The organism is Ancrocorticia sp. (assembly GCF_052089425.1).
Taxonomy (GTDB): Bacteria; Actinomycetota; Actinomycetes; order Actinomycetales; family Actinomycetaceae; genus Ancrocorticia.
On record NZ_JBQCZW010000011.1, the window covers coordinates 43229 to 67709 of the forward strand.

The following is a 24481-nucleotide window of genomic DNA, read 5'->3' on the forward strand; positions in this document are numbered from 1 at the left end:
CCAAAAACAGCAAGCGAGTTCTGACATGATGTTTAAGGTTCTCTCGGGACTATAACACCGCCCACCAACATTTAGCGCGGCTGCATACCAATCTTAGCCATACGCTGACAGCCTGCCCAAAGGCCTGTGTCCTGTTTGCGAGTGCAACATGGTGTGGCCGCACACCCTGTACGGCCACACCACCGGTGCTCTTCTGACACCCTTCTCATCGGCGCCTAGCTGACGCCACTGCCAGTGCCAGCATCTGCTGATTACCTCCTCCGTGTCACCAAGAAGGCAATCGATCCGGCACAGATCAATCCGAGGGCGATCGGTAGAAGGATCTTCGCATCGAACCCCGTGTTCGGTAGCTCCGCAGGTGTGGAGGATTGCACAGGTGCCGAAGGGTGAACCGAGTCGGGAGCCGGAGGCACGGTAGCCGGCGGGGTCAGATCGGTTGACGTCGTCTCAGGAGACGGCGTGGATTCGGGTGGAGGCGTCTCTTCTGGAGGTGAAGTCGCCTCAGGGGGAGCCTCTTCCTTCGCCTCGAGAGTTTCCGATTCAGCGCCACATGCGCCAGCGGAAATGGTGTTTCCATCGCGATCGTATGTGCGCTCAACGAATCCGTAGACCGCCGGTGCATCCGATGGAATCTGGAACTCTCCTGTCTGATATTCACCAGCCTCATTGCCGTGTTCGATCCGATCGGCCGTCCAAATGGCCTCCTCGCACACGGGTTCTTGCCCGATGGGCCACGTGTAGAGAGACACGTCCGTATAGGCGCCATCAGGGAAGATTCCTTCGAGGATCACCGTGTCACGAATAGTTCCGCCGGGAGCAAGTTCACCGCCGTCTACCACAGCTGCCTGCGTCCTCACGGCTCCGAACTCTGGACTCACCTGCTCGGTGGGCTCAATATCGGAGGTCTTGAGGGAGGCTACCCTCGAATCCCCGGCGAACTCAGAGACCACTTGGTATGTCCCAACCCCGAGGTCATGGTTGATAGGAAACTCTCCTGACTCAATCGTGTATTCGCCGTTACCCGCTGGCGTTTCCACTGTCGCGATCGGCTCCATATCTTCCGTCACTCCCTCAACATGCTCGACCTGAGCAGGGATGAAGTACAACGTGTGCGAGATGGTTGTACCGTCCCCGTCCCACCCGTCGATGCCTCCGAAATCTCCGTGATCCTCAGGGAAACCCGTCACAGTAATGACATCGCGCACCCCAGCTTGCCCGTCTTGCCCAACATCAAGGGACGCCGCCGAAGCGATATTCGGCTGCCACTGGACAACACTGGTCTCGCTCGCCTCGAAGAACGGCGAGCTGAACTCCGTGAACTTCTCCCCCAGTTCACCCTGATCCTTGGGATCTATCCGCGCTTGGAAGAAGTAGAAGCCCTCCTCTGGAGCGGTGATGGACCCGTCAGTTTCGAGAGTTCCTTCCCCCGAAACATCCACGTCATAGGTTCCCAACAGTGATTCTGCGAACTCCTGACCGTCGGTCACCTGCGCACGCGGGGTAGAGAACGGCCCATACACATCTACTTTGGCGTGCACAGTGATCGGCTCTCCCGTGTCCTTAATGAAAGGCCACGAACCGCTCGCGCTGCTGACGGTCAGTACATCCACGAGCGGATCACCTTGCGCAATGACCTTGTCTTTCACTTCCGTGGCAATCGAAGGCTCGAACATGGGAGAGGTGGCTTGAGCGGTCGCTTTCGCCTGCACATCAGTCTTCTTGCCCAACACGATGAGATTTTGGGCCCGGCCCTTATCCGAGCTACCGGTTGAGATCCACGGGAGCGCGTGCGCCACTCCCTTGATCTTGAGTGTGGCCGTCACTTTGCCTTCGCCCGTCAGGAGAATATCCACTTTCTGGGTGGAGGCGGCGGTCTTCTCCTTGATTGACGTACTTCCATCAACGAAGGTTGCCGGGCCTGAAAGCGTCAGTTCAAAGGCGTGCCCCGGCACATTTGTGCCAGAGGCTGCAGTGAGCCCAATACCCTTGATCACGCCCTTCCGGGAATCTTTGGGAACATCCAGCTTCACCGTTGCCTCGTAGGGGCCCGCATACTTCTTCGCCTTTTCATACAGCTCTGCGCTTCGCTTATCAGCAGGCTTGAGATACTTGGCGTTCTTTGCCTTGAACGTGCCGTCCCCCGCCTTCTGCCAGATGGATCCTGAATACACTCCACCAGCGCGCGCAAGTGCCGCCTCCGTTGCCGCGGCATCTAGGTTGCTGGGTGAGCCTGCCAGCGAGGCGATGTAGGCCATCTGCCCCAGCTCTTTCTTGCCCGTGACCGTGCCCTTCTTGGCCTTTGCCCCCGAGGGAACATTGCCCTGCACCTTGAGGCTCTTCACCTGCTTGGGCGCATTCATTTTTCCGCTGCTGACCAACGATGAGGCCAGAGAGTACACGCCACCATCAGCGGCGCACGTGTACTTCGTTCCCGCTTTATCTTGAACCACGCCAGAAAAGTTCTTCGTGCCGAAGGAGATTCCTTCGTTGAAGCTCCACCCTGGCGCAGCTTGAGGAATGAAGCCACCAGCTGGCACCGCCAGCTGGTGGGCAACAGGGGATTGCGCGGGAACATCACTGGCGTGCGCTGCTGGAGCCAGCAAGGCACTCACCGTCATGGCCGCCGCGACGAGAGACGCACATGTTGCTTTCACCATCTCGTCCTTTCGGTCCAATATCGCTGGGCCAATGAGCAGCTCAGCTAGTCCTTGGACGTTATAAGAACGGTGAAAGCAGCCGCGGCGTCGAGGCCGCACCTGTGGATAAAGTGCGCACGAACCGGGTTTGGGGATACCGCGAGCGCGCGACTAGGTCCGTCGCCCCCGACCCGGCGCCACAGAAAATCTGATCGTTGAGTCCAAGTCCCAGCATCGCAGCCACGCCCCCGACCCGGCGCCTCGGGGAATCTCAGCGAGAATCACACGTTGTGGGACGACGACGAGCCCTTCCGTACGTACATGACCTTCAGTACGTACGGGAGGATCCGCCGTCGTCGTCAAAAAACTACCGAATCACAACGTCCGTGAACCCGGCAGCTCGGGCTTGTTCGGACATCTCATCGAAGCGCCGGCGCCACGCGGGCATATCCCAGCGCGCGGCCATGGCTTGGAAGACCTCGTCCGTGCCCTGAGCGCGCGCCTCCTGCAGGGCGAAGTTTTCTACGCCTTCCTCGCCCAACGCCCGGAGGAACTCCGTGAAGTGGCGATCGGCCGGTGCCCCGGGGAATACGGTGAGGCGGACCTCGTAATCAAGGGGCCGGCCCCCACCAGCGCGCGCCCGATGCGCCTCGAGAACCATCCGCAGCGCCTCCCACGCCTTCCCGCCACCGTTGTAGCCGGCGGCCTCTCGGTAATCGGCGGGCAGGGCCTTGATGTCCAGCCCCACCCAGTCGATGAGGTCCATGGCTTCGGCTAGGCGCCGCGGGTATGCGCCAGCCGTGTGGAGGCCGATGGAAAGCCCGCGGGCCTTCACCTCTTCCATCGCGGGAATGAGTGCGTGCTGGCGCATCGCTTCCCCGCCGGTAAACACCACGCCATCGAGCAGGCCCTGGCGCTTGTTCAGCAGCGCTCTCACCTCCGGCCACGGCACAATCCCGGGCGTTTTGGTGTCCAGAATCCCAGCGTTCTGGCAATACGGGCACCGCCACGGGCATCCCTGACAGAAGATGGTGGCCACCAGATGATCTGGCCAATCCACACTGGAAAGCGGCACGAGGCCGGCGATCGCTAAGTCCTCGGCGCCCACCGGGTTGCCCGCGGCGTTCGCAGCGCCTACCTGAGTATCCGGAGTCATATTCCTCCCGAGTTCCTCCCGAGCGCTACGCGTTCATCTTTTGGAATTCTTCGTACGTATCCGCCAAACGGTCAGCTCCGAAGGTGGACGCTAGTGCGTTCTCCTTGAAGGTGACGCGCTCGTGGTATTCGCCCTTCTTCCCAATGTTGAAGGACTTGACGGGGCGGAAGTAGCCCATGACGCGCGTCCACACTTCGCATACCTGCGGCTCAGCATCAGGATTCAGCTCCGCACACTTCTCGCACGTGAGGTGCTCACCGGCAAGGTAACCGTGAATCGGGCAGATGGAGAAGGTGGGGGTGATCGTGACGTACGGCAGGCGGAAGTTCGTGAGCGAGCGGCGCACGAGCTTCTTGCAGGCCTCGGCGGAGGTCATCTTCTCATTCATGTATAGGTGCAGAACCGTTCCGCCCGTGTACATGGACTGCAGATCGGCCTGCTGCTCAAGCGCCTCGAAGGCGTCCTCCGTGTAGCCCACCGGCAGCTGCGAGGAGTTCGTGTAGTACGGCTCTGCATCGGTGCCCGCCTGCAGGATTCCGGGGAAGCGCTTGCGATCTTCCTTGGCAAACCGGTACGTGGCGCCCTCGGCCGGGGTGGCCTCGAGGTTGTACATGTTGCCGGTTTCCTCTTGGAAATCGACGAGCCGTGCGCGCACGTGATCGAGCACGCGGACCACCATCTCGTGGCCCTCGTGATCCGTGAGGTCCATGCGATCGTCCGTGAAGTTACGGACCATCTCATTCATCCCGTTCACGCCGATCGTGGAGAAGTGGTTGTTGAGGTTTCCGAGGTAGCGCTTGGAGTAGGGATAGAGCCCCTGATCCATCAGCTCGCTCACCCGAACGCGCTTCTTCTCCAGCGTGGACTTCGCCAGATCCATCAGATCATCAACGCGAGCCAACAGGCCCGCCTCATCGCCCTTGTAGCGGTAACCGAGCCGCCCCATATTGAGGGTCACCACGCCGATAGAGCCGGTGAGTTCAGCAGAGCCGAACAGGCCGTTGCCTCGCTTGAGGAGCTCGCGCAGATCCAACTGGAGGCGGCAGCACATCGAGCGAATCATTCCCGGATCGAGCTCCGAGTTGATGAAGTTCTGGAAGTAGGGCAGGCCGTACTTGGCCGTCATGGCGAACAGGAGATCGGCGTTCTCGCTGTCCCAATCGAAATCCTTCGTCATGTTGTAGGTGGGGATCGGGAACGTGAACACACGCCCATCCGCATCGCCTTCCATCATGACTTCCATGTAGGCACGGTTGATCATGTCCATTTCAGCCTTGAGGTCACCGTATGTGAAATCGCAAACGTCCTCGCCGATGAACGGATGGTTATCCGCGATATCCTCCGGGCACGTCCAATCGAACGTCAGGTTCGTGAACGGGCACTGGCTGCCCCAGCGCGAGGGCACGTTGAGGTTGTAGATGAGCTCCTGAATCTGCTGCTTGACCTGATCAAAGGTCATGTCATCCAGCCGAATGAACGGGGCCATGTACGTATCGAAGGAGCTGAAGGCCTGCGCCCCCGCCCACTCGTTTTGCAGGGTGCCCAGGAAGTTGACGATCTGCCCGCAGGCAGAACTGAAGTGCTTTGGCGGGGCGGAGCTGATCGCCCCGCTCACTCCGTTGAAACCTTCTTCGATGAGGCGGCGCAGCGACCACCCGGCGCAGTACCCAGCCAGCATGTCCAGATCGTGAATGTGGTAATCGCCTTCGCGATGTGCCGCTCCCTCTTCCGGTGAGTAGACGCTCGAGAGCCAATAGTTCGCGATGGTCTTACCGGACGAATTGAGGATCAGGCCACCGAGCGAGTAGTCCTGATTCGCATTCGCGTTCACACGCCAATCCGAGCGGTCAAGATACTCGTCCACCGTTGACAGAGCATCGATCGTCACGCGCTGAGAAACCTTGTCCATATCCTCTTCTCCTCTTCCCCACTGGGGCTGCTGTCTCGGACGGCGCGTCAGAGGTGCGCCGTCCGTTGTTCGTTCTTTCCCCGGCTTGCTGTGGCCGCTCGCTTTGGCGAGGACTGCCCATCTTCCGGGGTGCTCCCTAGCCTAATGACCCGACCACAAGATCTAGTGTTTGCAACACGCGGGGAGCACTACATCTAGTGAACGCCCTACGCCCCAGCCCTGCGAAATCCTAGGTCAGAAGTCCTATTTCGGGGCTTGAGGCCGATCTGGATCTAGGCGACTTGTCACCCCCGTGCATGCGCGCCCCGCCTGCCCATGAGTGATAGAGGCATCGCTCTCAGCTACCACGGCAGCTAGGCCGCTGGTGCACACTAGGTAGGTGACCGATCTGCTGACTGCCCTCAACCGCCACGCTCTGCCCGGCCAGATTGCCGGGACCATTGAGCGTCCGGCGCGCGAGAGCCGTACCACGCCGTGGCCCAAGTGGGTGCACCCCGATCTGCTCACCGCTCTGGCTTCCTCGGGGGCAACGGAGGCGTGGATCCACCAAGCCCGCGCCGCCGAGTGCGTGCACGAGGGCCGCCACGTGGTGCTGGCCAGCGGTACGGGTTCGGGCAAGTCGTTTGCCGCCTGGGTCCCGATCCTCAGCGATCTGCTGAGCTTTTCCACCGAGCGCGTGAGCCTCGCCTCCCTGCGGCATCGCCCGACCGCCCTCTACCTCTCCCCCACCAAGGCGCTTGCCGCGGATCAGATGGCGGCGCTTGACGCGTTGATCTCCATGACCGGTTCGCACATTGGCGTGGCTACAGCGGACGGCGATTCGGATCTGCCTGAGCGTTCCTACGCTAGAGATAACGCCGATATCGTCCTCACCAATCCCGATTTCGCCCATCACGTGATGCTGTCCGGGCAGGCCAGATGGGCGCGATTGTGGAGGGGACTCCGGCTGATCGTGGTGGACGAATTCCACAACTACAAGGGCCTGTTCGGCGCGCACGTTGGCCACGTGGTGCGCAGAATCCTCCGCCTCGCCGCACATTACGGCGCCCACCCGTCCGTCATCTTTCTCTCCGCCACCAGCGGCGATCCGGCCGGCGCCGCGAGCCGCTTCCTCGGCGAATCCTTCGGGCCGGTTGAAGCCGTCACCGAGGACGGTTCGCCGCGTGCGGGCAGCACCATCGTGTTGTGGAGGCCCGCTCGGATTGAGAAGAACGACGACGACGGGTTTGCCCCGCCTCCCGCACGTTTCGATGGGCGCGTTGATGACGATCAATGGCTGACCACACCGATCGATGCAGCTTGGCCAGCGCAGCCTGCCAGCGTTCCGGAACACGTAGAGCCCGCGGATGCTCCCATGGAAGATGATGCTCCGCGGCGCGCCGCGAACTCTGAAGCCGGAGATCTGACGGCTTTCCTTGTTGAGCAAGGGGCGCGCCTGCTGACCTTCGTGCGCTCGCGCCCTGGAACGGAACGCGTTGCGGAGATCGCGCAGGAGCGTTTGGAGCTTTCGGCCAGCCACCTAGCTGGCACGGTTGCCGCCTACCGTGGCGGATATCTGCCCGAGGAGAGGCGGGAGCTTGAGGCGAAGCTGCGGACGGGGGATGTGCGAGCCCTGGCCACCACGAGCGCCCTTGAGCTGGGAATCGACATATCCGGGCTGGATGCCGTGGTGGTGACGGGTTGGCCCGGCACGCATGCCTCCTTCAGCCAGCAGATTGGGCGGGCGGGCCGCGCGGGTAGGCCCGGACTCGCTGTGTTTATCGGCCGCGACAATCCACTGGACCAGTACCTCCTTGACCATCCTGAGGTCATCGCGGACACTCCCAGCGAGGCCAACGTGTTCGATCCAGCAAACCCCGGGGTGCTCATCCCGCAGATATGTGCGGCGGCTGCCGAGCTGCCTCTTCAGGCGAGCGACGCCGCCGTTTTCGGGTTAGAAGGCACCGAGCTGTTCGGCGAACTAGCCAACGAAGGCCTGCTTCGCAGCCGGCCCGCCGGATGGTTCTGGAACACCACGCTCGGGGTGGGGGCGCATGAAACCGTCAGCCTGCGCGGCGAAGGATCGACCGTCTCGATCGTGGATACGGCCGATGGCACGGTGCTCGGAACCGTGGATTCGTCCCGTGCGGACACCACCGTGTTCCCCGGCGCCATCTATCTTCATCAGGGAGTCCCCTTTGAAGTAGAGGAACTGGGCGAGGAAGTGGCACTCGTACATCAGCACCGCGACGAGGAGCTGCGAACCTTCGCCCGCGAGGAAACATCGGTGGAGATTCTGGACACTGACGAATCCGTCCAGCTCGCCACTGGCGTCTGGGCGCGGGGAAGCGTTGTGGTCTCCTCGCGCGTTGTGGGCTATGACATCCGGCGTGCCAGAGACGGCATGTATCTGGGCATGGTTCCGCTCGTCATGCCGGTCCGCCAACTCCGCACCCGTGCCACGTGGTGGACCATGAGCGCTGCGGCCATCAAGGAATCTGGCGTGCCCACCGCGGATCTGCCCGGTGCCCTGCACGGAGCCGAACATGCCTCAATCGGCATACTGCCGCTCTTCGCCACATGCGACAGATGGGATCTTGGCGGGCTGTCTACCGCTGCCCACCTCGATACCGGTTCAGCCACCGTCATCGTGCACGATGCCATCGAGGGCGGATCAGGCTGTTCCGAACGCGGCTTCGAGGCCGGCGTGGACTGGATCAACGCCACGCTGGAAACAATCGCCACCTGCCCATGCGTGAGCGGCTGCCCCCGATGCGTTCAGTCCCCCAAGTGCGGCAACAATAACTCCCCCTTATCCAAGCGCGGGGCCCAAGATCTGCTCACGGTGCTCGTCCGTTCGATGCGGGAGGCTCGTTCGCAGGGCCTGCTTGGGCCCGGGACGTCACAGTCATAGGGATAGCTTTCGGCTTGCCCTCAACTGTGACGGACAGGTGACCGCCCTCCGCCTCGCACGCCACCATGTCCAGGTTGTGGCGGGCCACGAGATCCCCAGCCGCGCTACACGCCTGACCCTCACCCGAGAGGCGAAGCTGTTCAGCTCCCGCAAGCGAAGCGAGATCCGCGACGTCCTGAGTGCGGTCTCTGGCCAGCAGGGCCTCCGCAATGGCGAACATCCCGAGTAGGGAGATCACCATTGCTATCACCACAGCGAGGCTCAGCACTGTCCCCGAACCTGCTTCAGTCCTTTCAGTCTCCGTCATGGCAAACTCACCCCCGGTTCAGGAATGCCCGTCACTGTTGAGGACACCTCCATATCGAACGGTGTGAGCACGCCGTTGGGTTCAACAGACACGGTGACAACAACGTATTCTCCATCTGCACCCAGCTCAATATTCGATCCTGGAATGTCCTGCTCATACTGGGAGATCATGTTGGTGATCGGCTTTCCTATCACCGCCTGCCGCGCGAGAGCGCGCGCCACCTCTTGAGCTTGCAGTGCAGCATTGCCCAAGGCGATGGCGGCCATAAGAAGCAAGAATGCCCCCATGATCGGTATCAGACCCATCGCGATTTCGGCCGTGACCATGCCCGATTCTGATGATCGTTTCTTCATGTTGCCATCCCTTCCAAAGGTATCGGCTCACGCACCGCGCGAGCGGGCCGCTGAGGCCGTACCCCACCGGCCCGCTCACTTACACGTTGACGATCGGCCTACATCTTGAAGATGTTCTTGAAGATGCTTTCCACGGCATCTTTGAGCCAATCCTGCTGGACGAGCCAGAGGATGATCCCCGCAAACGAGGATGCCGCCATCGTGCCAACCGCATACTCAGCAGTAGCCATCCCGGATTCCGCATTGTGCTCCTCCATCATGAGCGAGTTTTCCTTAGTGAACATGTTTGTTGTCCTTTCAGTGAGGTGCCCGCGGTTGCGAGCTAGGACAACTCTGTCCGATCACCACATCCCGCAACGTGAATTGCTCTTCCCCTGTGAATAGGGACTGCACGAACCGAACCTGTGGAAACCACGAGCACCTACCCGAAGATGGTGATGCCCGCTGCAGCAATCACCGGAATGATTCCCAGTACCACGAATGCTGGCAAGAAACACAGACCCAGCGGCATCACCAACTTCGTGCCAAGCTTGGCGGCTGCTTCGCGTGCCTTACGGTCCCGGCTCTGCCGTATCGTGTCCGCACACCGTTCAAGGAGTGGCAGCGGGGCCGCCCCGTCCGTCCACGCCGGCTCCAGAGCATCGCGAACTGGGTGAAGGTGCTCTGGGGCCTCGCTCCACGCTTCCTCCCACTGGCCTCCCATGAGGAGAATCTGGGCCGCGCGGTTCACATGGTTTTCGCCTTCTTCTTCGAGTGCGGTATCGAGCGCCCGGAGGGCTCCCGGAATGGACGTTCCAGCGCGCAACGCCGCGCCGATCAGATCGGCGGCCATCGCCCCATCGATCCGATCTAGCGGCAAGCTCCGTTCCTCGCCACCACCTTCGCGCCCTAGCCCCGGACTGTAGATGAAGGCGATGAGCACAATGCCGGCCACGGCAATCATCAACGTCATGTTGCTCGCTCCGCATTGAGCGTCAGCCGCCGCACCCACAGCACGCCAATAATCTCCAGCCCACCGCCAAGAGCAAGGCACATGTATCCAACGATTTCTCCCGTGAGAAACGCCAGAGGCTGTGCGCCAATGATGGTTCCGAAGCCAATCCCCATGAGAGGCAGCCATGAGAGCATTCGCGCGCTTGCTTTCGGGCCGGCTAGTGCCACCTCGCGGGCGGCCGTGGCCTCCCCGGCCTCGGTAATACCGCGAGCGCATGAGTCCAGTATGTCCGCGGTGGGAGCACCCGTTAACCGGCTCATTCGGCATACGGCAACGGCGGCAGGAACGCCGGTGCGCAGTGTTCCTTTTCTCGTGTTGCCCAACGGGCCTCTTGCGTTCCAGATCTTTCGCATGGCCTGCGGGACGCCATGATCATCGAGCTCCCATTGCCCCTCGAATCCCGCTCTCTCCAGAGTCCGCTTCCACGCCTGTTCGGTGCGCTCACCTGAACGCAGCCGTGTGGCAACCTCGGACACAATCATGCCAAGGTCCTCCGGTTGCTTCTTCTTCCGTGGCTTATCTTTGGACTTGCCCCTCTTATCTACCGTCAGGCTCAACCTCCGCCGCTTCACCTTGGCGAGGCGCGGAGCAGCCGGCATCGCCACGCACAACGTGACCACGAGCAGCAGGGCCGCGAGCGCGCTCATGACGCCCTCCTCCTGCGCCTCGTACCTGACGCAGATGCGCCCTCCGCCGCCGGAAGATCGAGGCGCTTGGCCAGCCGTTCCCAGCCGGGACCATAGCTCAGCCGCCCATCACCGCGAACCTCCACGGCGGGCAGCGCCGCAAGTTCCTGGCCCCGCCGTTGGAGAACGGCAATCTGGGAGATTCGACGAACCCCGGCCTGCCGCTCCACGTGAATCACGGCGTCCAAAGCACTCGCTGCCTGCGCGGCCACCACGGCCTCATTCATGTTCGCCAGAGCGCCCAGTGCCACGAGCCGTGCGGGTACATCCACCGCGGAGTTTGCGTGGATTGTGGCCCAGCCGCCCTCGTGCCCGGTGTTCAAGGCGGACAGAACATCCCGCACTTCGCTGCCGCGGCACTCCCCGAGGACGATCCGGTCTGGCCGCATCCGCATCGCAGCGCGCACAAGCTCGCTCATACTGACAGCGCCGGCGCCCTGAACATTCTCCCGGCGTTCTTGCAGGTGAACAACGTGGGGGTGGCGTGGCCGTAGCTCAAAGGCTTCCTCAATGATGAGAATGCGTTCGGTGGGCGGAACTGTTGCGAGAAGCGCAGCAAGCAAGGTTGTTTTCCCCGAGCCAGTGGAACCTGAAATCATGGCGTTGGCACGCGATTGCATGATGGCTTCGAGGATGTATCCCATCCCTGAAAGCATCCCCCGATCGTCGAGATCCTTGATCCCGAACGTCACGGGCCGATGGGTTCGCAACGAGATCAGCGTTCCCTCAGCCGCAAGCGGGGGAAGAACGGCGTGCAGCCGCAGCCCACCGGAGAATGTGCCATCAACGACCGGGCTTGAATCGTCCAAACGCTGCCCGCACGCCGCCGCCAACCGCACGGCCAACTCCCTCACGTCTTCGGCATTGTGGACGTTTTCAAGCTCCTTGACCCGCTCCAGCCCGCGCCCCCGATCAATCCAGATGCCCTTCGCCCCGTTGACGAGAACATCCGTGACGGCTGGATCATCGAGCAGCGGCTGCAAGTGGGGCCCCGCCCCCGCGAGCGCATGGCGGATCTGCCCGCCAATGTTCAGTACATCGCGGATGCCCACGTATTCGGGAGAGACTGCATCGAGCGCTTCGCTAACGCCAGCCCCCGATGCCAGAACCGCACGCGCCGCGTCCACTTGTTCGCGGCTGAGGCGCGCCATCACGCACCCTCTTGGCACGCAGCGGCGATCCGCCCAACTTCTCGCGCCGTGGTGCTGCGCTGGCGATCTCCGAGCCGAACGCCGTGTTCAAGATCCTGCTGCATGTTCCGCAACCTGTGGAGGGCAAACACCTGACTATGGCCGAGCTCCAAGGCAAGAGCCGCTGCCTGTGAGCCCCCATTTGCACCATTGGCCACCACGATCCCCTTGTGATGCGACGGCAACGCGGCAAGAATCCGATGGCACTGCTCAAGCCCACGGGAGGTTGGGTGACTGACGATCACCACCACGTCGCACCACTCCAACCAGCCACGTGAAATCCCATGGCCAAGCCCGGCACCTCTGGGAAGGTCAAGCACGGTGGTTTTGTGGACTTGTGAGAGGGCGGAGATGGCGCGTTCGCCGCTCTCACCACTGGGTGGGACTGCGCCTCGATCATCCGCGCTGAGTACTCTGAGATCCCCGAGGTGCGGGAGTGCCGCATTGAGCCGGCCGGGAACAAGCGCACCCGCATCCTCGTTGAGATCGGCCCACCGCAACCCGGCATCTCCGGCCAATCCCAGATCTTCCGCCAGCCCAAGGGAAAGCGGATCAAGATCGATCAGCCCTGTACTATCCTCTTGGCTCAGATGCCGGGCCAGCCACGATGACAGCATCGATGCCCCCGCCCCTCCGTGAGCTGGCAGAACGCCGATAATGGTCCCGCGCCGCGTGGAACCGGCAGCCACCAAGAGTTCCAGCAAATCGGCCGCCTGTTCTGGTAGGGCGATCACCACGCTGCCCGCAGCAAAATACTGCGTGTAGACAGGATGGAACCGAGCACGCACCTTGACCTCGCTTCCAGGTTCCTCCACGATTCGCAGAACGGCGGGAGTTGCCGTACCTGAGGCCACTCGCGGAACCGCGATCCCGGCCAGCGCAGCCAACCGTTGAACCTCTTTGATCACAGCATCGCTGTGGGCCTCAAGCGTTGCCACGGCATCTTCGCGGTAGGCATCCTCGCGGTAAGTTTCCTCGCGCCGGCCCGGTTCAGTAGCGCGCTTGCCGCCCGCTCTCCTTTGTGAGTTGTTCATGGGCCCTACCCTGACGCACCGGCCCGAACCTTGCACGGCCACCACTGCCACATGTGGATAACTCGTGCCACCGCACGGCTGGGGATACGGCGGGCTTCAATACGGCTGGCTTCGTCGTCGTCGTCAAAAAACAACGGAACCACCCCGCCCGGCCGCCCCACCCACCACTCCGAACCCAAATTCGCACTGTTTCACACAAGGCACGCCGTCAATGTCTCCAACCCCGGGGCGGTTCTGACGTAGCGTCGTCTTAGAAGTGTTCTAGGAGGGAACTATGCCTACCCCGACCGATCCGTACAGCTCGGCTGCTCGGCGCCCATTTGACGAGGATGACGTATTAGCGCCAATCCAATCCACGGCGCAGTCTGCCCCGGAACCGGCCAACGGATATTCCGGAATCACGGCCGCTAGCGCCGAGGAGCCCACACACGGGATGGACCCCGCGTTTGATTCTGACCCCCGCCCCGAAGATGCCGGCCCCGCCTCACTTGCGGACGCGATCGTTCGCCAGGACGGCACCACGGAGCCACGTTCGCCCCGTGCCTCAAGCTCTCCGGGAACCGCGGGAGGTGCCGGCAGCCCTAGCACACCCGGCACCGAATCCGGCGCCGAACTAGGCGCCTCAAGCCCCGCCACCTCCGAGGGAACGCCCGTGGAAGCCGGCGAAGCGACACCCGATATTTTCGCTGATGATGACGAGCTCTTCGCAACCAAAGCCTCCTCATCAGAACCAGCCGAGGCCAAGAAATCACGCCCCGCCCCCGTCCCGGAAGCCCCGGGCAGCCGCGGCTGGGCACACGCCGGAGTGCTCATCGCCACCATCGTGCTGGCCCCGCTGGCGTGGTACTTCCTTTCGGACGCCAGCATTCGCCTTTCCGGCGTGGCAAACAACCCGTGGGAAACCGGCGTGCTCAACTGGGCGGCGATCGGCGAACTGGCCGGCGGGATCGCCATTGTGTCCCTCATCTGGATGCTGGCGCGCAACTCCTCTCTGGGAATTCAGGTAGTTGGCGCGATCACGCTGATCGCGGGCATCGTCCCGCTCATCGCCCCCACCTTCGTCCGCGACACAGTGCTCCCGAAATTCGACAGCCTGATCGGCGGATACAACGATTTCACCGCGAACGTGGTGGATCACATCACCTCTGATCTGAGCTCTGGCCGATTCCTCATGTTTGGCGCATTCCTGCTCCTGACCGGCTTTGTTTCCCACTCCGTGCGCCGCAAAGGCGAGCGCGCGGGTGATGCGCGGGCGCGGCGCTCTATTGCGCTTGATTCGCAGGCGCAGTAACCTCACTTTTTGTCACGAGCGCGCCGGGACTGTTCCCGGCGTGCTTCTTTGGCTCAGGTTGTCAGGTTTCCCAGAAGTACCCAGCGTTCCCCAATCGTCCCCGCGTTCAGCCAACGCCTAGTCCCCATCGTTAGGATCCCCCATGGCCACACCGGCCGATAACTCGTGTGTGTTCATTCCCGGACCGTGGAGCCACCGTTTCATTCAAGCCAATGGCTGCCAGTTCCACCTTGCGCACATGGGCGAGCACCGCGATGACCGCCCCCTTGTTCTTCTGGTCCACGGACACCCGGAGTACTGGTGGGCGTGGCGGCATCAGCTGGAGCCGATCGCTCAGGCGGGCTACGAGGTCGCGGCAATCGATCAGCGCGGGCTCGGCGGCTCGGACAAGACTCCCGAGGGCGTTGACGCCGGCACATTGACGCGCGATCTGAGCGGAATTGCTCGGAGCCTGGGGGCCTCGCGCGTTGTGGTGATCGGGCTGGGGCGCGGCGGCATGCTCGCGTGGGCCGCGCCGGCGATGTTCCCTGATCTTGTTGCGGGAATTTTGACGTTTTCCGCCCCACATACCCGTACGCTTCAGCGCGCTGGCATGCACGTCACGTTCCGCACGTGGCGGCATGTGGCCCAGACTTTCGTCAGCCCGCTGGCGCGCAAGGCGCTCCGCAACGAGTCCTACGTCAAGGGCCTGCTCGCGGAATGGTCCGCGCCCGGCAACGATGGCGCCACGTCTCAGGCCGAACACTACGCCGCCGCGATGCGCCTTCCCGAGGCCGCTGACATCGCCGTTGAGCAGCTGCGATGGTCATACACCTCCACCACCCGCCCCGACGGCCGCAAGTTTTTTGACGTGACGAAGCGGGACATCGAGGTTCCCGTGTGGACCGTGCGCGGGGATCTGGACCCGCTCCTGCCCAAGCGCGCGTGGCACCGCGACGCCGAATTCGTCACCAACACCTACCGGCACATCACGGTTCCGGGCGCTGGGCACTTCGTCAACGAGGAGGCGCCCGAGGAATCCACGAGCATTATCCTCGAGTTCTTGGCATCGCTTCCGTAGGTTTGTTTTTTGACGACGACGGCGGCCCCTCACAATGAGGCCTGTATCACTATTCGGGGCGCATGGGGCTGACAAGAACGGTGGGGTTACAGTAAAGGAGCGTCTTGTTCATGGTGTGACGCAGGAGTGCACCCATCGCAGCAGCAGTAGGCGCCACAAACCCATATCTTGGAGGACCACATGAAACGCTTGACGCGCACTACATCTGCCGGCCTCGCCGCTGGTGCCCTTACTCTGGCGCTCGCACTGTCTGGGTGCGGCGGTGACGATCCGGCCCCGGCCAGCACTAGCGCCGGTACCGAATCGCAGGCCCCCGCAGAATCGCCAACTCCCACCACGCCTGAGGAAGGCCCAACCGGTGCCGAGGCCATTGAGGAAGCTCGGACCAATCTAGACAATCTGGAGTCAGTGACGGTTTCCGGAAGCCTTGAGATGGACGGCGAGAACATGGAGGTTGCCGGAACCGGATCATTGGCTGATGGTGGCAACTACTCTCTATCGGTGAGCGGAAATTACTCTGGCATCGATGGTGACCTGACAGTCGTGGGAGCTGACGGCACCTTGTACATCAAGGCCTCAGAGAGCTTCTTCGAAACAGCCATGGGTGATACCTCAGGCCAGATAGCGGCCACCTTGGGCGATAAGTACCTCGCGATTCCCGCCGATCAAGCCGCGGGCGTGGATGGCCTAACCCTGAAGGACTTCATTAACTCCTTCACTGAGCAAGATTTCAATGCCTCGGCGCTCAAGGATCCGGATGCTCCGGGTGTTCTGGTGGAAGTTGAAGGCCGGGAGGTCTACAGCTATGAGACGAACGATAATGACGGCTCGCTCCTGTATCTGACAGCGGATGGCGAAAACCAGTTCGCCGGGATCGAATCTCCCGAAGCAGGCAATGTTCTCCTCACGGACCACAGTCAAGCAGAGGAAGTTGCGGCTCCAAGTGAGGACGAGGTTATGACCATGGAGCAACTGCAACAGGCGATGGTCGGCTAACCTAGCCGAACCCTAGCCGACTGCCTTCACTGCGCCAGAGGGGCCGTCCTAGTGAGTACCGAGCTCGCTTGGACGGCCCCTTTTCGCTGGTTGGTTTACTTACATGTCGCCGTTGGCCCCTCTTATCGCCCGTTGGACTACTTATGTCACCGATGGACATGGCACACCATGTCCATCTAGTCCATTACTATTCCATTCGTCCATAACTGGTCCAACTCTGAACCTGACTTGTCAAGAGCCTGCGCGGAATTCTGCGCACAGCCATAACCGTCCAGACCTTCGTCCTAACTGGAGCGATGACGCTACAGTGGAGGGCATCTTGCTTGCTGTAGGAGGTAGGCAAGTACCGATATCTGCAGATGTAGACGCCAAAAACTCATAGATTTGGAGGCTCACACATGAAACGCTTCACACGAACCACATCCGCCAGCCTAAGTGCTGGCGCCCTAGCACTGGCGCTAGCCCTATCTGGGTGCGGCGGTGACGATCCGGCCCCGGCCAGCACTAGCGGAGGTGCCGAATCGCAGGCCCCCGCAGAATCGGCAGCGCCCACTGTCCCCGAGGAAGGCCCAACCGGTGCCGAGGCCATCGGGGAAGCGAGAACCAACTTAGATAACCTGGAATCAGTGACCGTCATCGGAAGCATTGATCAGGACGGCGAGTCCATGGAGGTATTGGGAACAGGGTCATTAGCCGATGATGGCAATTACTCTCTTGAGGTCAGTGGCAGCATCATTCCTGACAACGGTGCGGTGAGTATCGTGCGGGCCGACGGCACGTATTACATCAATGGCTCGGAAAGCTACTTTGAAACCGTCATGGGTGACACAGACGGCCAGATAGCAGACACCTTGGGCGATAAGTACCTCGAGGTTCCTGCAGATCAAGCTGAGGGCGTGGAGGACATGACCTTGAAGAGCTTCGTTGACACCTTCACTCAGCAAGACTTCGATGTCTCTGCGTTGAAGGATCCAGACGCTCCAGGTGTTCTCGATACGGCAGACGCCTCGCCGGATGATCCAGACGGCATGCAGGTCTACGCATATGAAACCAACGACAATGACGGCACGCTCCTGTATTTGACTGCTGATGGAGAGAACCAGTTTGCCGGGATCGAATCTCCCGAGGTGGGCAACGTGCTCCTCAGTGAACACAATCAAGCAGAAGAAGTTCAGGCTCCTGGCGAAGACGAGGTCATGACCATGGAGGAGCTGCAGGAGGCACTCGCAGGCTAACGCGGCTACCTGCTACTCCGTAGCTGGGGCTCCAACGAAGATCTCATAGGAGGGGCACACAAACTTCAGCCCACACTCCATGCACTCCGGGCGGCGGGAATGACAAACCTGCCGCCCGTGAGTGATGATTTGGTGGCACGTGAACGTCCACCTTTCTTCGGGCAAAAGCTGGCTGATGTCCGTTTCGGCTTTGACCGGGTCCTCATGGCGGGTCCAGCCCCACCGCCTCGCCAGCCTCCCCACGTGCGTATCCACCGTGATGCCAGGGACGTCAAACGCGTTGCCTAGCACCACGTTGGCAGTCTTGCGGCCAACTCCCGGCAGGGACACGAGATCTGGGAGGTTTGCCGGAACCTCCCCGCCGAACCTTTCGCACAGCGCCGCCGAGAGGCCGGCGCAGGATTTCGCTTTGGAGCGAAAGAACCCAAGGGGCCGGAGGATCCCCTCCAGTTCCTCACGGCTGGCACCAGCCATCGCCTCAGGGCTCGGGAAGCGAGCGAACAGTGTGGGAGTTACAGAGTTGACCCGTGCATCTGTTGTTTGGGCCGAGAGAACGGTGGCAACAAGCAGCTCGAAGGGGTTGGAGAAGTTGAGCGCACACTGCGCATCCGGATACAAATCATCGAGCTCATGGGTGATGGCACTGGCACGCTCGCGCCGTTCTTTCAGCGAGCGTGCCCTGTATGGAAGTCGGACGCGTTGAGACATACTTCAAGCATATTGGTGTCAATGTCCCTGCGAAGATGGCAAGATGTGATGTGTATGGCATATTGTTGATGCGGTTAGAAAACAATTCCGAAGAATCAGGTCTGATCGAGGCCTTTGAAGCTTGCGATAGAAAGGGAACAAATGGACACCACCGTTCTGAAGGGGGTTCCCCTCTTTAAGGATCTCGACGCAGAGGATCTCGAGGGTCTCGGTGAGCTCATGAGCGAGACCAGCCTGAAGCGTGGAGATTCGCTCTTCCGTGAAGGCGATGAAGGTGATCGGCTCTACGTTCTGACTGAAGGTAAGGTCAAGCTCAGCCACGCCTCGGATGACGGCCGCGAGAATCTGATTGCAGTGCTCGGCCCGGGCGAGATCATCGGCGAGCTCTCATTGTTTGATCTTGGAGCACGCTCTTCAACGGTCACGGCGATCGCTCCAACCAAACTGCTTTCACTGTCCCACAAGGACATGATGGTTTTCCTGACAGCTCACCCCGAACTCTCTCAGTCCATGCTGCGCGAACTTGCACGCCGCCTGCGCCACACCAATGAACAAATGGCAGATCTCGTGTTCTCTGACGTGCCTGGCCGCGTTGCCAAGGCACTGCTTGATCTGGCCAACCGCTTCGGCGAGCGCACGCCTGAAGGTATCTACGTGCCTCACGATCTCACGCAGGAAGAGCTGGCTCACCTTGTGGGCGCTTCCCGCGAGACCGTCAACAAGTCGCTTGCTGACTTCGTCTCCCGCAACTGGATTCGGCTTGAGGGCCGGGCCGTCCTGCTTATCGAAGTGGGCCGCCTCCAGCGCCGCGCGCACTGACGCCTAACGCACAACACACGTGTGGGCCGGTCTTCACCGGCCCACACGTGCATGTAAGGACTACCTACTTGTTCGGGTTCTGCCCGCGAGATGGGTTATTCGTCGTCGTCGCTTGGGCAGCCATGACGACTTCCTCATCCTCGGCAATAAGAACGAGCTCTACTGCGCTCGGATTTCGTCGTCGTCAACCCGACAAACGAGCTCGACTTCAACCGGAGAATCGAGCGGAAGTACGGCCACTCCCACTGCGGAACGGGTGTGCGCACCCGCCGGGCCGAAAATCTCCCCGAAAAGATCGGACGCACCGTTCGCCACCTGCGGCTGTGCCGTGAAGCCGGGCGCGGAGGCCACGAACACCGTCACGTGAGTAACCGTGAGCGCCTCCCCACCCACGGAGGCGGCAGCCGCCAACGCGTTCAACGCCGCGAGCCTCGCTTGATCGTAGGCCTGCTCGGGGCTGACCTCACCGCCAACTTTTCCTTGAACCGGCAGTGCGCCATCCACGAAAGGGAGCTGGCCGGACGTGCGAACCTCATCGCCCGTCCTCTTCGCCGGAATGTAGGCCGCCACCGGAGCGGCAACGGGCGGCAAGGTAATGCCAAGCTCAGCGAGCTTTTCGGTCAAACGTGCCATGTTAAGCCTTCGGGCGCTTGAGGTAGGCCACGAGATTGGAGCTGTCGGGGCCCGGAATAACCTGAACCAGTTCCCAGCCTTCCTCACCCCAAGTGTCCAAGATGGCCTTCGTGTTATGAATCAAGAGCGGTATTGTCGCGTATTCCCAAGTTTGCATGGTTTCATCCTAATGGGCGGCTCCCACAGGCGGGAGAGGTGTTCGCGTCCGCTACAGTGCGGACCCCTTACCGCGGCAACGGCAGGTCGCTAGAACGCCAGAAATCTAGGGTTCCAAGACGATCGGGTTCCAAGACTATAGGGCTCCAAGGCTTGAGAACTTCAGCGATTCCGGACTCCATAACGCTAGGACGGCCAGAGACTAGGAAGCCCGGCCAAGCCTCGGCAGTTTCCCATTGCGCAGGGCCTCTGCCAATTCGTCTGTTCCGGACGCGAGGCGATCAGCCCAGTCCTCTTCTTCCGGGCACTGGCGAACAAGCGCGCGGCGTTCGCGTTCCGTTAATCCGCCCCACACACCAAAAGTAATCCCAGAATCGAGGGCATCAGCAAGGCACTGGACCCGAACGGGACAGGAAAAGCACACCTGCCGTACTTCACGCTGGGCCGCGCCCCTCACGAATAGAGCGTCGGGATCCTCATGCGCACAAGCAGCATAGACGGCCCACGTCTGGTCAGCTTCCATTACTGACATTGTTCACTCCCTTCCAATTCCCTTTTACTTTCCAGCCACAGAAACAGCCCTGTTTCCTATGACATACCCTCTGACGTAGTGACCCCAGTCACCTCGTGCACCTCCATACTAAGCATCAAGTTCGGATTTTCCCAATTTGGGGCCCTGCTGATACGCCAGCTAATACGATTAGGCACTGCTCAAACGAATGATTTTTCGTAGGAATGGCGGAAAATCGCCAAAAAGCCACCACAGGGACATATTGCGTGGCCAATAACCCACCACCTGACTCGGGACATCTGCAAGCTGAACACGTATTCTGGTGGCTATGTCGAGTTCTCGCCAGCAAGGTGCCACTGCGCGCCAGATCATGACACAGACGTTCGCGCTGCTGTCAGCCATCGTCCTCGGAGGCGCGCTGATCGCAGGGATTGCGCTGCCTGCAGTAACGGCTGCGGGTACCGCGATTAACGCGGGCACAACGGTATTCGAAGGCGTGCCAGAGGATCTGGGATACACCGAACCCTCCGAACAGTCAGTGATTCTGGCCTCCGATGGCTCCGTCTTGGCGCGTTTCTACTCGGAGAACCGGATCGTCGTGTCCTCCGATCAGATCTCACAGCACATGAAGGACGCGGCCGTATCCATTGAGGACCGGCGTTTCTACGAACACAACGGCGTTGACGTTCAAGGCATCGTGGGAGCGCTCGTTTCCAACCTCACCGGCTCGAGCCTGTCCGGCGGCTCCTCCATCACGCAGCAGTATGTGCGTAACGCACTGATCGAACAGGGCCGCATTTCCGGCGATGACGCCGAAATCGATGAGGCAACCGAAAAGAGCATCGGCCGTAAGATCAACGAGGCCCGCTACGCCATCAGCATCGAAAAAACCATGAGCAAGGATGAAATCCTCACGGGCTATCTCAACCTAGCCCAGTTCGGGCGCTCCGAATACGGAGTGGAAGCCGCGGCCCAGCGTTACTTCTCCAAGAGCGCTGAAGATCTTTCCATTGCGGAGGCAGCAACCCTGGCGGGCATCACCCAGTCCCCCGCGCGATGGGATCCCATCAAGCACCCCGAAGATGCCCAAACCCGGCGCAACACCGTACTTGGCACGATGCTCACCAACGGCTACATCGATCAGGAAGAACACGACAAGGCCGTTGACACCCCGATCGAGGACACCCTCAAGATTTCCGATCCGCAAAACGGTTGTGGGGATGCAGGTACCTCTGCCTACTTCTGCGAATACGTTGTTCAGGACGTGCTGCAGGACGATTCGTGGGGCGCCGATAAGGATGATCGCGTCTCCCAGCTCTACCGCGGCGGCCTCACCATCCAGTCAACGATCGATCCCAAGGCCCAGAAAGCGGCCTACGATTCGATCGTTGCCGAGATCCCGGTTGGCGATGGCTCCGGCACCAAGATGGCCCTATCCAGCATTGAGCCGGGCACCGGACACATCAAGGCCATGGCCCAGAACACCAAGTACGGCAACGGAGATATCGGCTCCGATACAACAACGGTCAACCTGAACGCCGGCGTGAGCATGAAGGGCGGCAGCGGCCGTCAGTCAGGATCAACCTTCAAGGTATTCACGCTGATCGAATGGCTGCGTCAGGGCCACACCGCCTACGAATCCATCAACTCCAATTCGGGCACAATCCCCGCCAGCTCCTTCACCAGCTCCTGTGCCCCAGAGCAGCTTGCTGATTACAAGTTCACGAACCTTGAGGGCAAGGGCGGCGGTCAAATGACCGTGCTGGAATCCACGCGCCAATCGGTCAACGGCTCCTTCGTTCACATGGCCAGTCAGCTGGATATGTGCAACATCGGGAACATCGCCCAAGATCTGGGCGTCCAGCGTGGCGATGGTGAGGATTGGCGCTACATCCCCGCTCAGGTGCTCGGCGCCAATGACATTGCCCCGATGTCCATGGCCAACGCTGCTGCTTCCCTCGCGGCAGACGGCAAGGCGTGCAAGCCCTTGTCCTTCACCTCGATCAAGGATGTGGAGGGCGAAGACGTTGTCACGAAGGAACCTGACTGCGAGCAGGTTCTGGATCCGGAGATCGCCCGCGAAACCACATCCGTGCTCAAGAATGTTGTTCAGAACGGCGCCACCGGCGAATCCGCCCAGGTGCCCGGGCGCGAAGTAGCCGGCAAGACCGGCACCTCGAACAATGATTACGATGCATGGTTCATGGGATACACCCCTCAGCTGGCCACCGCGATTTGGCACGGCCACCCCGAGGGACAGATCCCCATGATCGGTTCCACAATCAACGGGCGCTACTACTACGAGGTGTACGGCGGCCTGTTCCCCGCCCAGGTGTTCTCGGATTACCTGCCGCAGGCACTCGAAGGCGAAGCCGCAGAAAGCTTCACCGCGCCATCTCGCAACGTCACCAAGAATCCGAATCCTCCGAAACCGCAGCCTAAGGAAGAATCCGATGGTGGCGGCGGCTCAAGTTCGTCGGATGATGACGAGGATTCCGATAGTGGAGATTCCGATGACGGAGGAGATTCAGATAATGGCGGCGGTTCGGAAGACGACGACGATTAAGCCGTGAACACCTCATCTTCATTCGCACGGAAGATGCGCATAGGTGCCGCTGGAGTGGCTGCCGCAGGAAGTGCCGCGGCACTGTGGGGCTTAGCCGAGGCTCAGGCCTTCACGGTGCGCCAGCGGACGCTCATGGTGGCGCGTCAGGGTGCGGGTACCAGCTTCCCGTCGCCCCTGCGCGTCCTGCACCTATCTGACATCCATCTCATGCCGTACCAGCGGAACAAGCTCCGTTGGTTGGAGTCACTCGCCGATCTGAAGCCAGATCTCGTCGTGATGACGGGCGATCAGCTTGCCTCCGAGGAATCCTTGCCGTTGCTTCTCGATGCGTTGGCGCCACTTTCCGGGCTTCCCGGCGCATTCGTGTACGGCTCGAATGATTACTACAAACCACACCTGAAGAACCCGTTCGTGTACTTCAAACAGAGGCAGCCCGCCGGCCACATCAAGAGGCGCGAGCGCGAGCTCCCATGGCAGGCGATGACAGCCGCATTCGAATCCTACGGCTGGCTCAACCTCAACAACGCGCGTGGCAATCTTTCAGCTGGCGGTTGGGATATCCAGCTGGTTGGAGTGGACGATCCACACATCGAACTGGACGAATACCCAGATGATGTTTCAGGATCTGGATCCGGTGGCGATTCTGCCGCGGCTTCCCGCCTCTCAACCAACCCGAACATCCAGCGCATCACGTTCGGCCTCACGCACGCTCCCTACACGCACATCTTGGACAAGATGGCTGGCGAGGGCTGCACCGCCGTGTTTGCCGGACACACTCACGGCGGGCAGGTCTGCATCCCCGGCTACGGCGCATTGGTCACCAATTGCGATCTTGAACCGAAGTACGCATCCGGCATGTTCCAGTGGCCGTTGACTAGTCAGCGCGTGATCCACGGGGACGGTATCGCTCCCACCGGGACGGAGCTTCGGCCGACGTCATGGGTCAACATCTCTGCAGGCATCGGTGCCTCTCCCACCGCGCCAGTTCGAGTGGCCTGCCGGCCAGAAGCCGTTCTTGTGGAGTTCGCTGCCGTTTAGCCGGCGCCTAAGCCGCGCGGCAAACTGTCGCCTATACCGCACACCGTGGCATGACTCGTCAGCATCCCACACGGCGAACTGTCGCGCGATTCACCTCCGTTTCCGCGGTACCAGTTTTCTTTTCGAGCCGCTCCTCGGCTAAGATGATCAGGTTGCCGCTGGTGAGAACCAGCAGTTTCGGGGTGTGGCGCAGCTTGGTAGCGCGCTTCGTTCGGGACGAAGAGGCCGTGGGTTCAAATCCCGCCACCCCGACCGTGTGCTGTCGCAGGACATTGGAATAGGGCGAACCCTCATTTTGTGGGTTCGCCCT

The 24481-nt window shown here is 61.1% G+C and carries 22 protein-coding genes and 1 tRNA gene; 9 read left to right on the plus strand and 14 right to left on the minus strand.

What is annotated here, in order from left to right; all coding sequences use genetic code 11:
- Nucleotides 1-251: 251 nt before the first annotated feature.
- The 3 genes from ACTHV6_RS05455 to ACTHV6_RS05465 all read right to left on the minus strand — a co-directional run bounded on the left by ACTHV6_RS05455 (nt 252) and on the right by ACTHV6_RS05465 (nt 5701).
- Nucleotides 252-2657 carry an LPXTG cell wall anchor domain-containing protein gene (locus tag ACTHV6_RS05455; protein ID WP_441386270.1) on the minus strand — a complete coding sequence of 802 codons (2406 nt, stop codon included), beginning with the start codon at nt 2655-2657 and terminating at the stop codon, nt 252-254.
- A gap of 346 nt (nt 2658-3003) precedes the next feature.
- The gene (locus ACTHV6_RS05460) at nt 3004-3792 is read right to left on the minus strand and encodes an anaerobic ribonucleoside-triphosphate reductase activating protein (RefSeq protein WP_441386271.1); all 789 of its coding nucleotides are present in this window, start codon (nt 3790-3792) and stop codon (nt 3004-3006) included.
- A gap of 25 nt (nt 3793-3817) precedes the next feature.
- Nucleotides 3818-5701, minus strand: coding sequence for a ribonucleoside triphosphate reductase (locus ACTHV6_RS05465; RefSeq protein ID WP_441386272.1), 1884 nt, complete (start codon nt 5699-5701; stop codon nt 3818-3820).
- Between the two features lie 379 nt (nt 5702-6080).
- Between ACTHV6_RS05465 and ACTHV6_RS05470 the strand changes: the two genes are divergently transcribed.
- On the plus strand, nt 6081-8594 hold the full coding sequence (locus tag ACTHV6_RS05470; protein ID WP_441386273.1) for a DEAD/DEAH box helicase: 2514 nt from the start codon (nt 6081-6083) through the stop codon (nt 8592-8594).
- On the opposite strand, the gene ACTHV6_RS05475 is transcribed toward ACTHV6_RS05470, so the two are convergent.
- The 7 genes from ACTHV6_RS05475 to ACTHV6_RS05505 all read right to left on the minus strand — a co-directional run bounded on the left by ACTHV6_RS05475 (nt 8521) and on the right by ACTHV6_RS05505 (nt 13158).
- Nucleotides 8521-8901 (minus strand): Rv3654c family TadE-like protein, encoded by a 381-nt coding sequence (locus tag ACTHV6_RS05475; RefSeq protein WP_441386274.1) that lies wholly within the window; start codon nt 8899-8901, stop codon nt 8521-8523. The two genes, ACTHV6_RS05470 and ACTHV6_RS05475, sit on opposite strands and share 74 nt — an antisense overlap.
- A complete protein-coding gene (locus ACTHV6_RS05480) occupies nt 8898-9254 on the minus strand; it encodes a hypothetical protein (protein WP_441386275.1) in 357 nt (118 codons plus the stop codon). Before ACTHV6_RS05480 ends, ACTHV6_RS05475 begins: the two co-directional genes overlap by 4 nt.
- Before the next feature lie 98 nt (nt 9255-9352).
- On the minus strand, nt 9353-9538 hold the full coding sequence (locus ACTHV6_RS05485; RefSeq protein ID WP_441386276.1) for a DUF4244 domain-containing protein: 186 nt from the start codon (nt 9536-9538) through the stop codon (nt 9353-9355).
- Between the two features lie 137 nt (nt 9539-9675).
- On the minus strand, nt 9676-10206 hold the full coding sequence (locus tag ACTHV6_RS05490) for a type II secretion system F family protein (RefSeq protein ID WP_441386277.1): 531 nt from the start codon (nt 10204-10206) through the stop codon (nt 9676-9678).
- Entirely contained in the window at nt 10203-10895 is a 693-nt protein-coding gene (locus ACTHV6_RS05495; protein WP_441386278.1) for a type II secretion system F family protein, read from the minus strand. Before ACTHV6_RS05495 ends, ACTHV6_RS05490 begins: the two co-directional genes overlap by 4 nt.
- Nucleotides 10892-12085 (minus strand): TadA family conjugal transfer-associated ATPase, encoded by a 1194-nt coding sequence (locus tag ACTHV6_RS05500; protein WP_441386279.1) that lies wholly within the window; start codon nt 12083-12085, stop codon nt 10892-10894. The genes ACTHV6_RS05495 and ACTHV6_RS05500 overlap by 4 nt, the downstream gene beginning before the upstream one ends.
- Nucleotides 12085-13158: a hypothetical protein gene (locus tag ACTHV6_RS05505; protein ID WP_441386280.1), complete on the minus strand. Its 1074-nt coding sequence runs from the start codon at nt 13156-13158 to the stop codon at nt 12085-12087. Before ACTHV6_RS05505 ends, ACTHV6_RS05500 begins: the two co-directional genes overlap by 1 nt.
- 274 nt (nt 13159-13432) lie before the next feature.
- Here ACTHV6_RS05505 and ACTHV6_RS05510 point away from each other — a divergent pair, with 274 nt between their 5' ends.
- The 4 genes from ACTHV6_RS05510 (at nt 13433) to ACTHV6_RS05525 (ending at nt 17740) form a co-directional block, all read left to right on the plus strand.
- Nucleotides 13433-14449 (plus strand): hypothetical protein, encoded by a 1017-nt coding sequence (locus tag ACTHV6_RS05510; protein WP_441386281.1) that lies wholly within the window; start codon nt 13433-13435, stop codon nt 14447-14449.
- 142 nt (nt 14450-14591) lie between these two features.
- The gene (locus tag ACTHV6_RS05515) at nt 14592-15509 is read left to right on the plus strand and encodes an alpha/beta fold hydrolase (protein WP_441386282.1); all 918 of its coding nucleotides are present in this window, start codon (nt 14592-14594) and stop codon (nt 15507-15509) included.
- Between the two features lie 180 nt (nt 15510-15689).
- Complete coding sequence (locus ACTHV6_RS05520) at nt 15690-16505, plus strand: hypothetical protein (RefSeq protein WP_441386283.1); 816 nt, start codon at nt 15690-15692, stop codon at nt 16503-16505.
- Between the two features lie 398 nt (nt 16506-16903).
- The gene (locus ACTHV6_RS05525) at nt 16904-17740 is read left to right on the plus strand and encodes a hypothetical protein (RefSeq protein WP_441386284.1); all 837 of its coding nucleotides are present in this window, start codon (nt 16904-16906) and stop codon (nt 17738-17740) included.
- Nucleotides 17741-17752: 12 nt separating this feature from the next.
- On the opposite strand, the gene nth is transcribed toward ACTHV6_RS05525, so the two are convergent.
- Nucleotides 17753-18448, minus strand: coding sequence for an endonuclease III (nth, locus tag ACTHV6_RS05530; protein ID WP_441386285.1), 696 nt, complete (start codon nt 18446-18448; stop codon nt 17753-17755).
- 141 nt (nt 18449-18589) lie between these two features.
- Here nth and ACTHV6_RS05535 point away from each other — a divergent pair, with 141 nt between their 5' ends.
- Nucleotides 18590-19267, plus strand: coding sequence for a Crp/Fnr family transcriptional regulator (locus ACTHV6_RS05535; protein WP_441386286.1), 678 nt, complete (start codon nt 18590-18592; stop codon nt 19265-19267).
- A 159-nt stretch (nt 19268-19426) separates the two neighbouring features.
- Here the strand turns inward: ACTHV6_RS05535 and ACTHV6_RS05540 are convergent, their stop codons facing one another.
- The 3 genes from ACTHV6_RS05540 to ACTHV6_RS05550 form a co-directional block, all read right to left on the minus strand.
- Complete coding sequence (locus tag ACTHV6_RS05540; protein ID WP_441386287.1) at nt 19427-19900, minus strand: RidA family protein; 474 nt, start codon at nt 19898-19900, stop codon at nt 19427-19429.
- Nucleotide 19901: 1 nt separating this feature from the next.
- Nucleotides 19902-20057 carry a DUF4177 domain-containing protein gene (locus ACTHV6_RS05545; RefSeq protein WP_123072368.1) on the minus strand — a complete coding sequence of 52 codons (156 nt, stop codon included), beginning with the start codon at nt 20055-20057 and terminating at the stop codon, nt 19902-19904.
- Nucleotides 20058-20258: 201 nt separating this feature from the next.
- A complete protein-coding gene (locus tag ACTHV6_RS05550; RefSeq protein WP_441386288.1) occupies nt 20259-20588 on the minus strand; it encodes a WhiB family transcriptional regulator in 330 nt (109 codons plus the stop codon).
- 307 nt (nt 20589-20895) lie between these two features.
- Between ACTHV6_RS05550 and ACTHV6_RS05555 the strand changes: the two genes are divergently transcribed.
- The 3 genes from ACTHV6_RS05555 to ACTHV6_RS05565 all read left to right on the plus strand — a co-directional run bounded on the left by ACTHV6_RS05555 (nt 20896) and on the right by ACTHV6_RS05565 (nt 24423).
- The gene (locus ACTHV6_RS05555) at nt 20896-23133 is read left to right on the plus strand and encodes a transglycosylase domain-containing protein (RefSeq protein ID WP_441386289.1); all 2238 of its coding nucleotides are present in this window, start codon (nt 20896-20898) and stop codon (nt 23131-23133) included.
- Between the two features lie 3 nt (nt 23134-23136).
- Nucleotides 23137-24171, plus strand: a complete 1035-nt coding sequence (locus ACTHV6_RS05560) for a metallophosphoesterase (RefSeq protein ID WP_441386290.1) — start codon at nt 23137-23139, stop codon at nt 24169-24171.
- A gap of 178 nt (nt 24172-24349) precedes the next feature.
- Nucleotides 24350-24423, plus strand: a tRNA-Pro gene (locus ACTHV6_RS05565).
- Nucleotides 24424-24481: the final 58 nt, after the last annotated feature.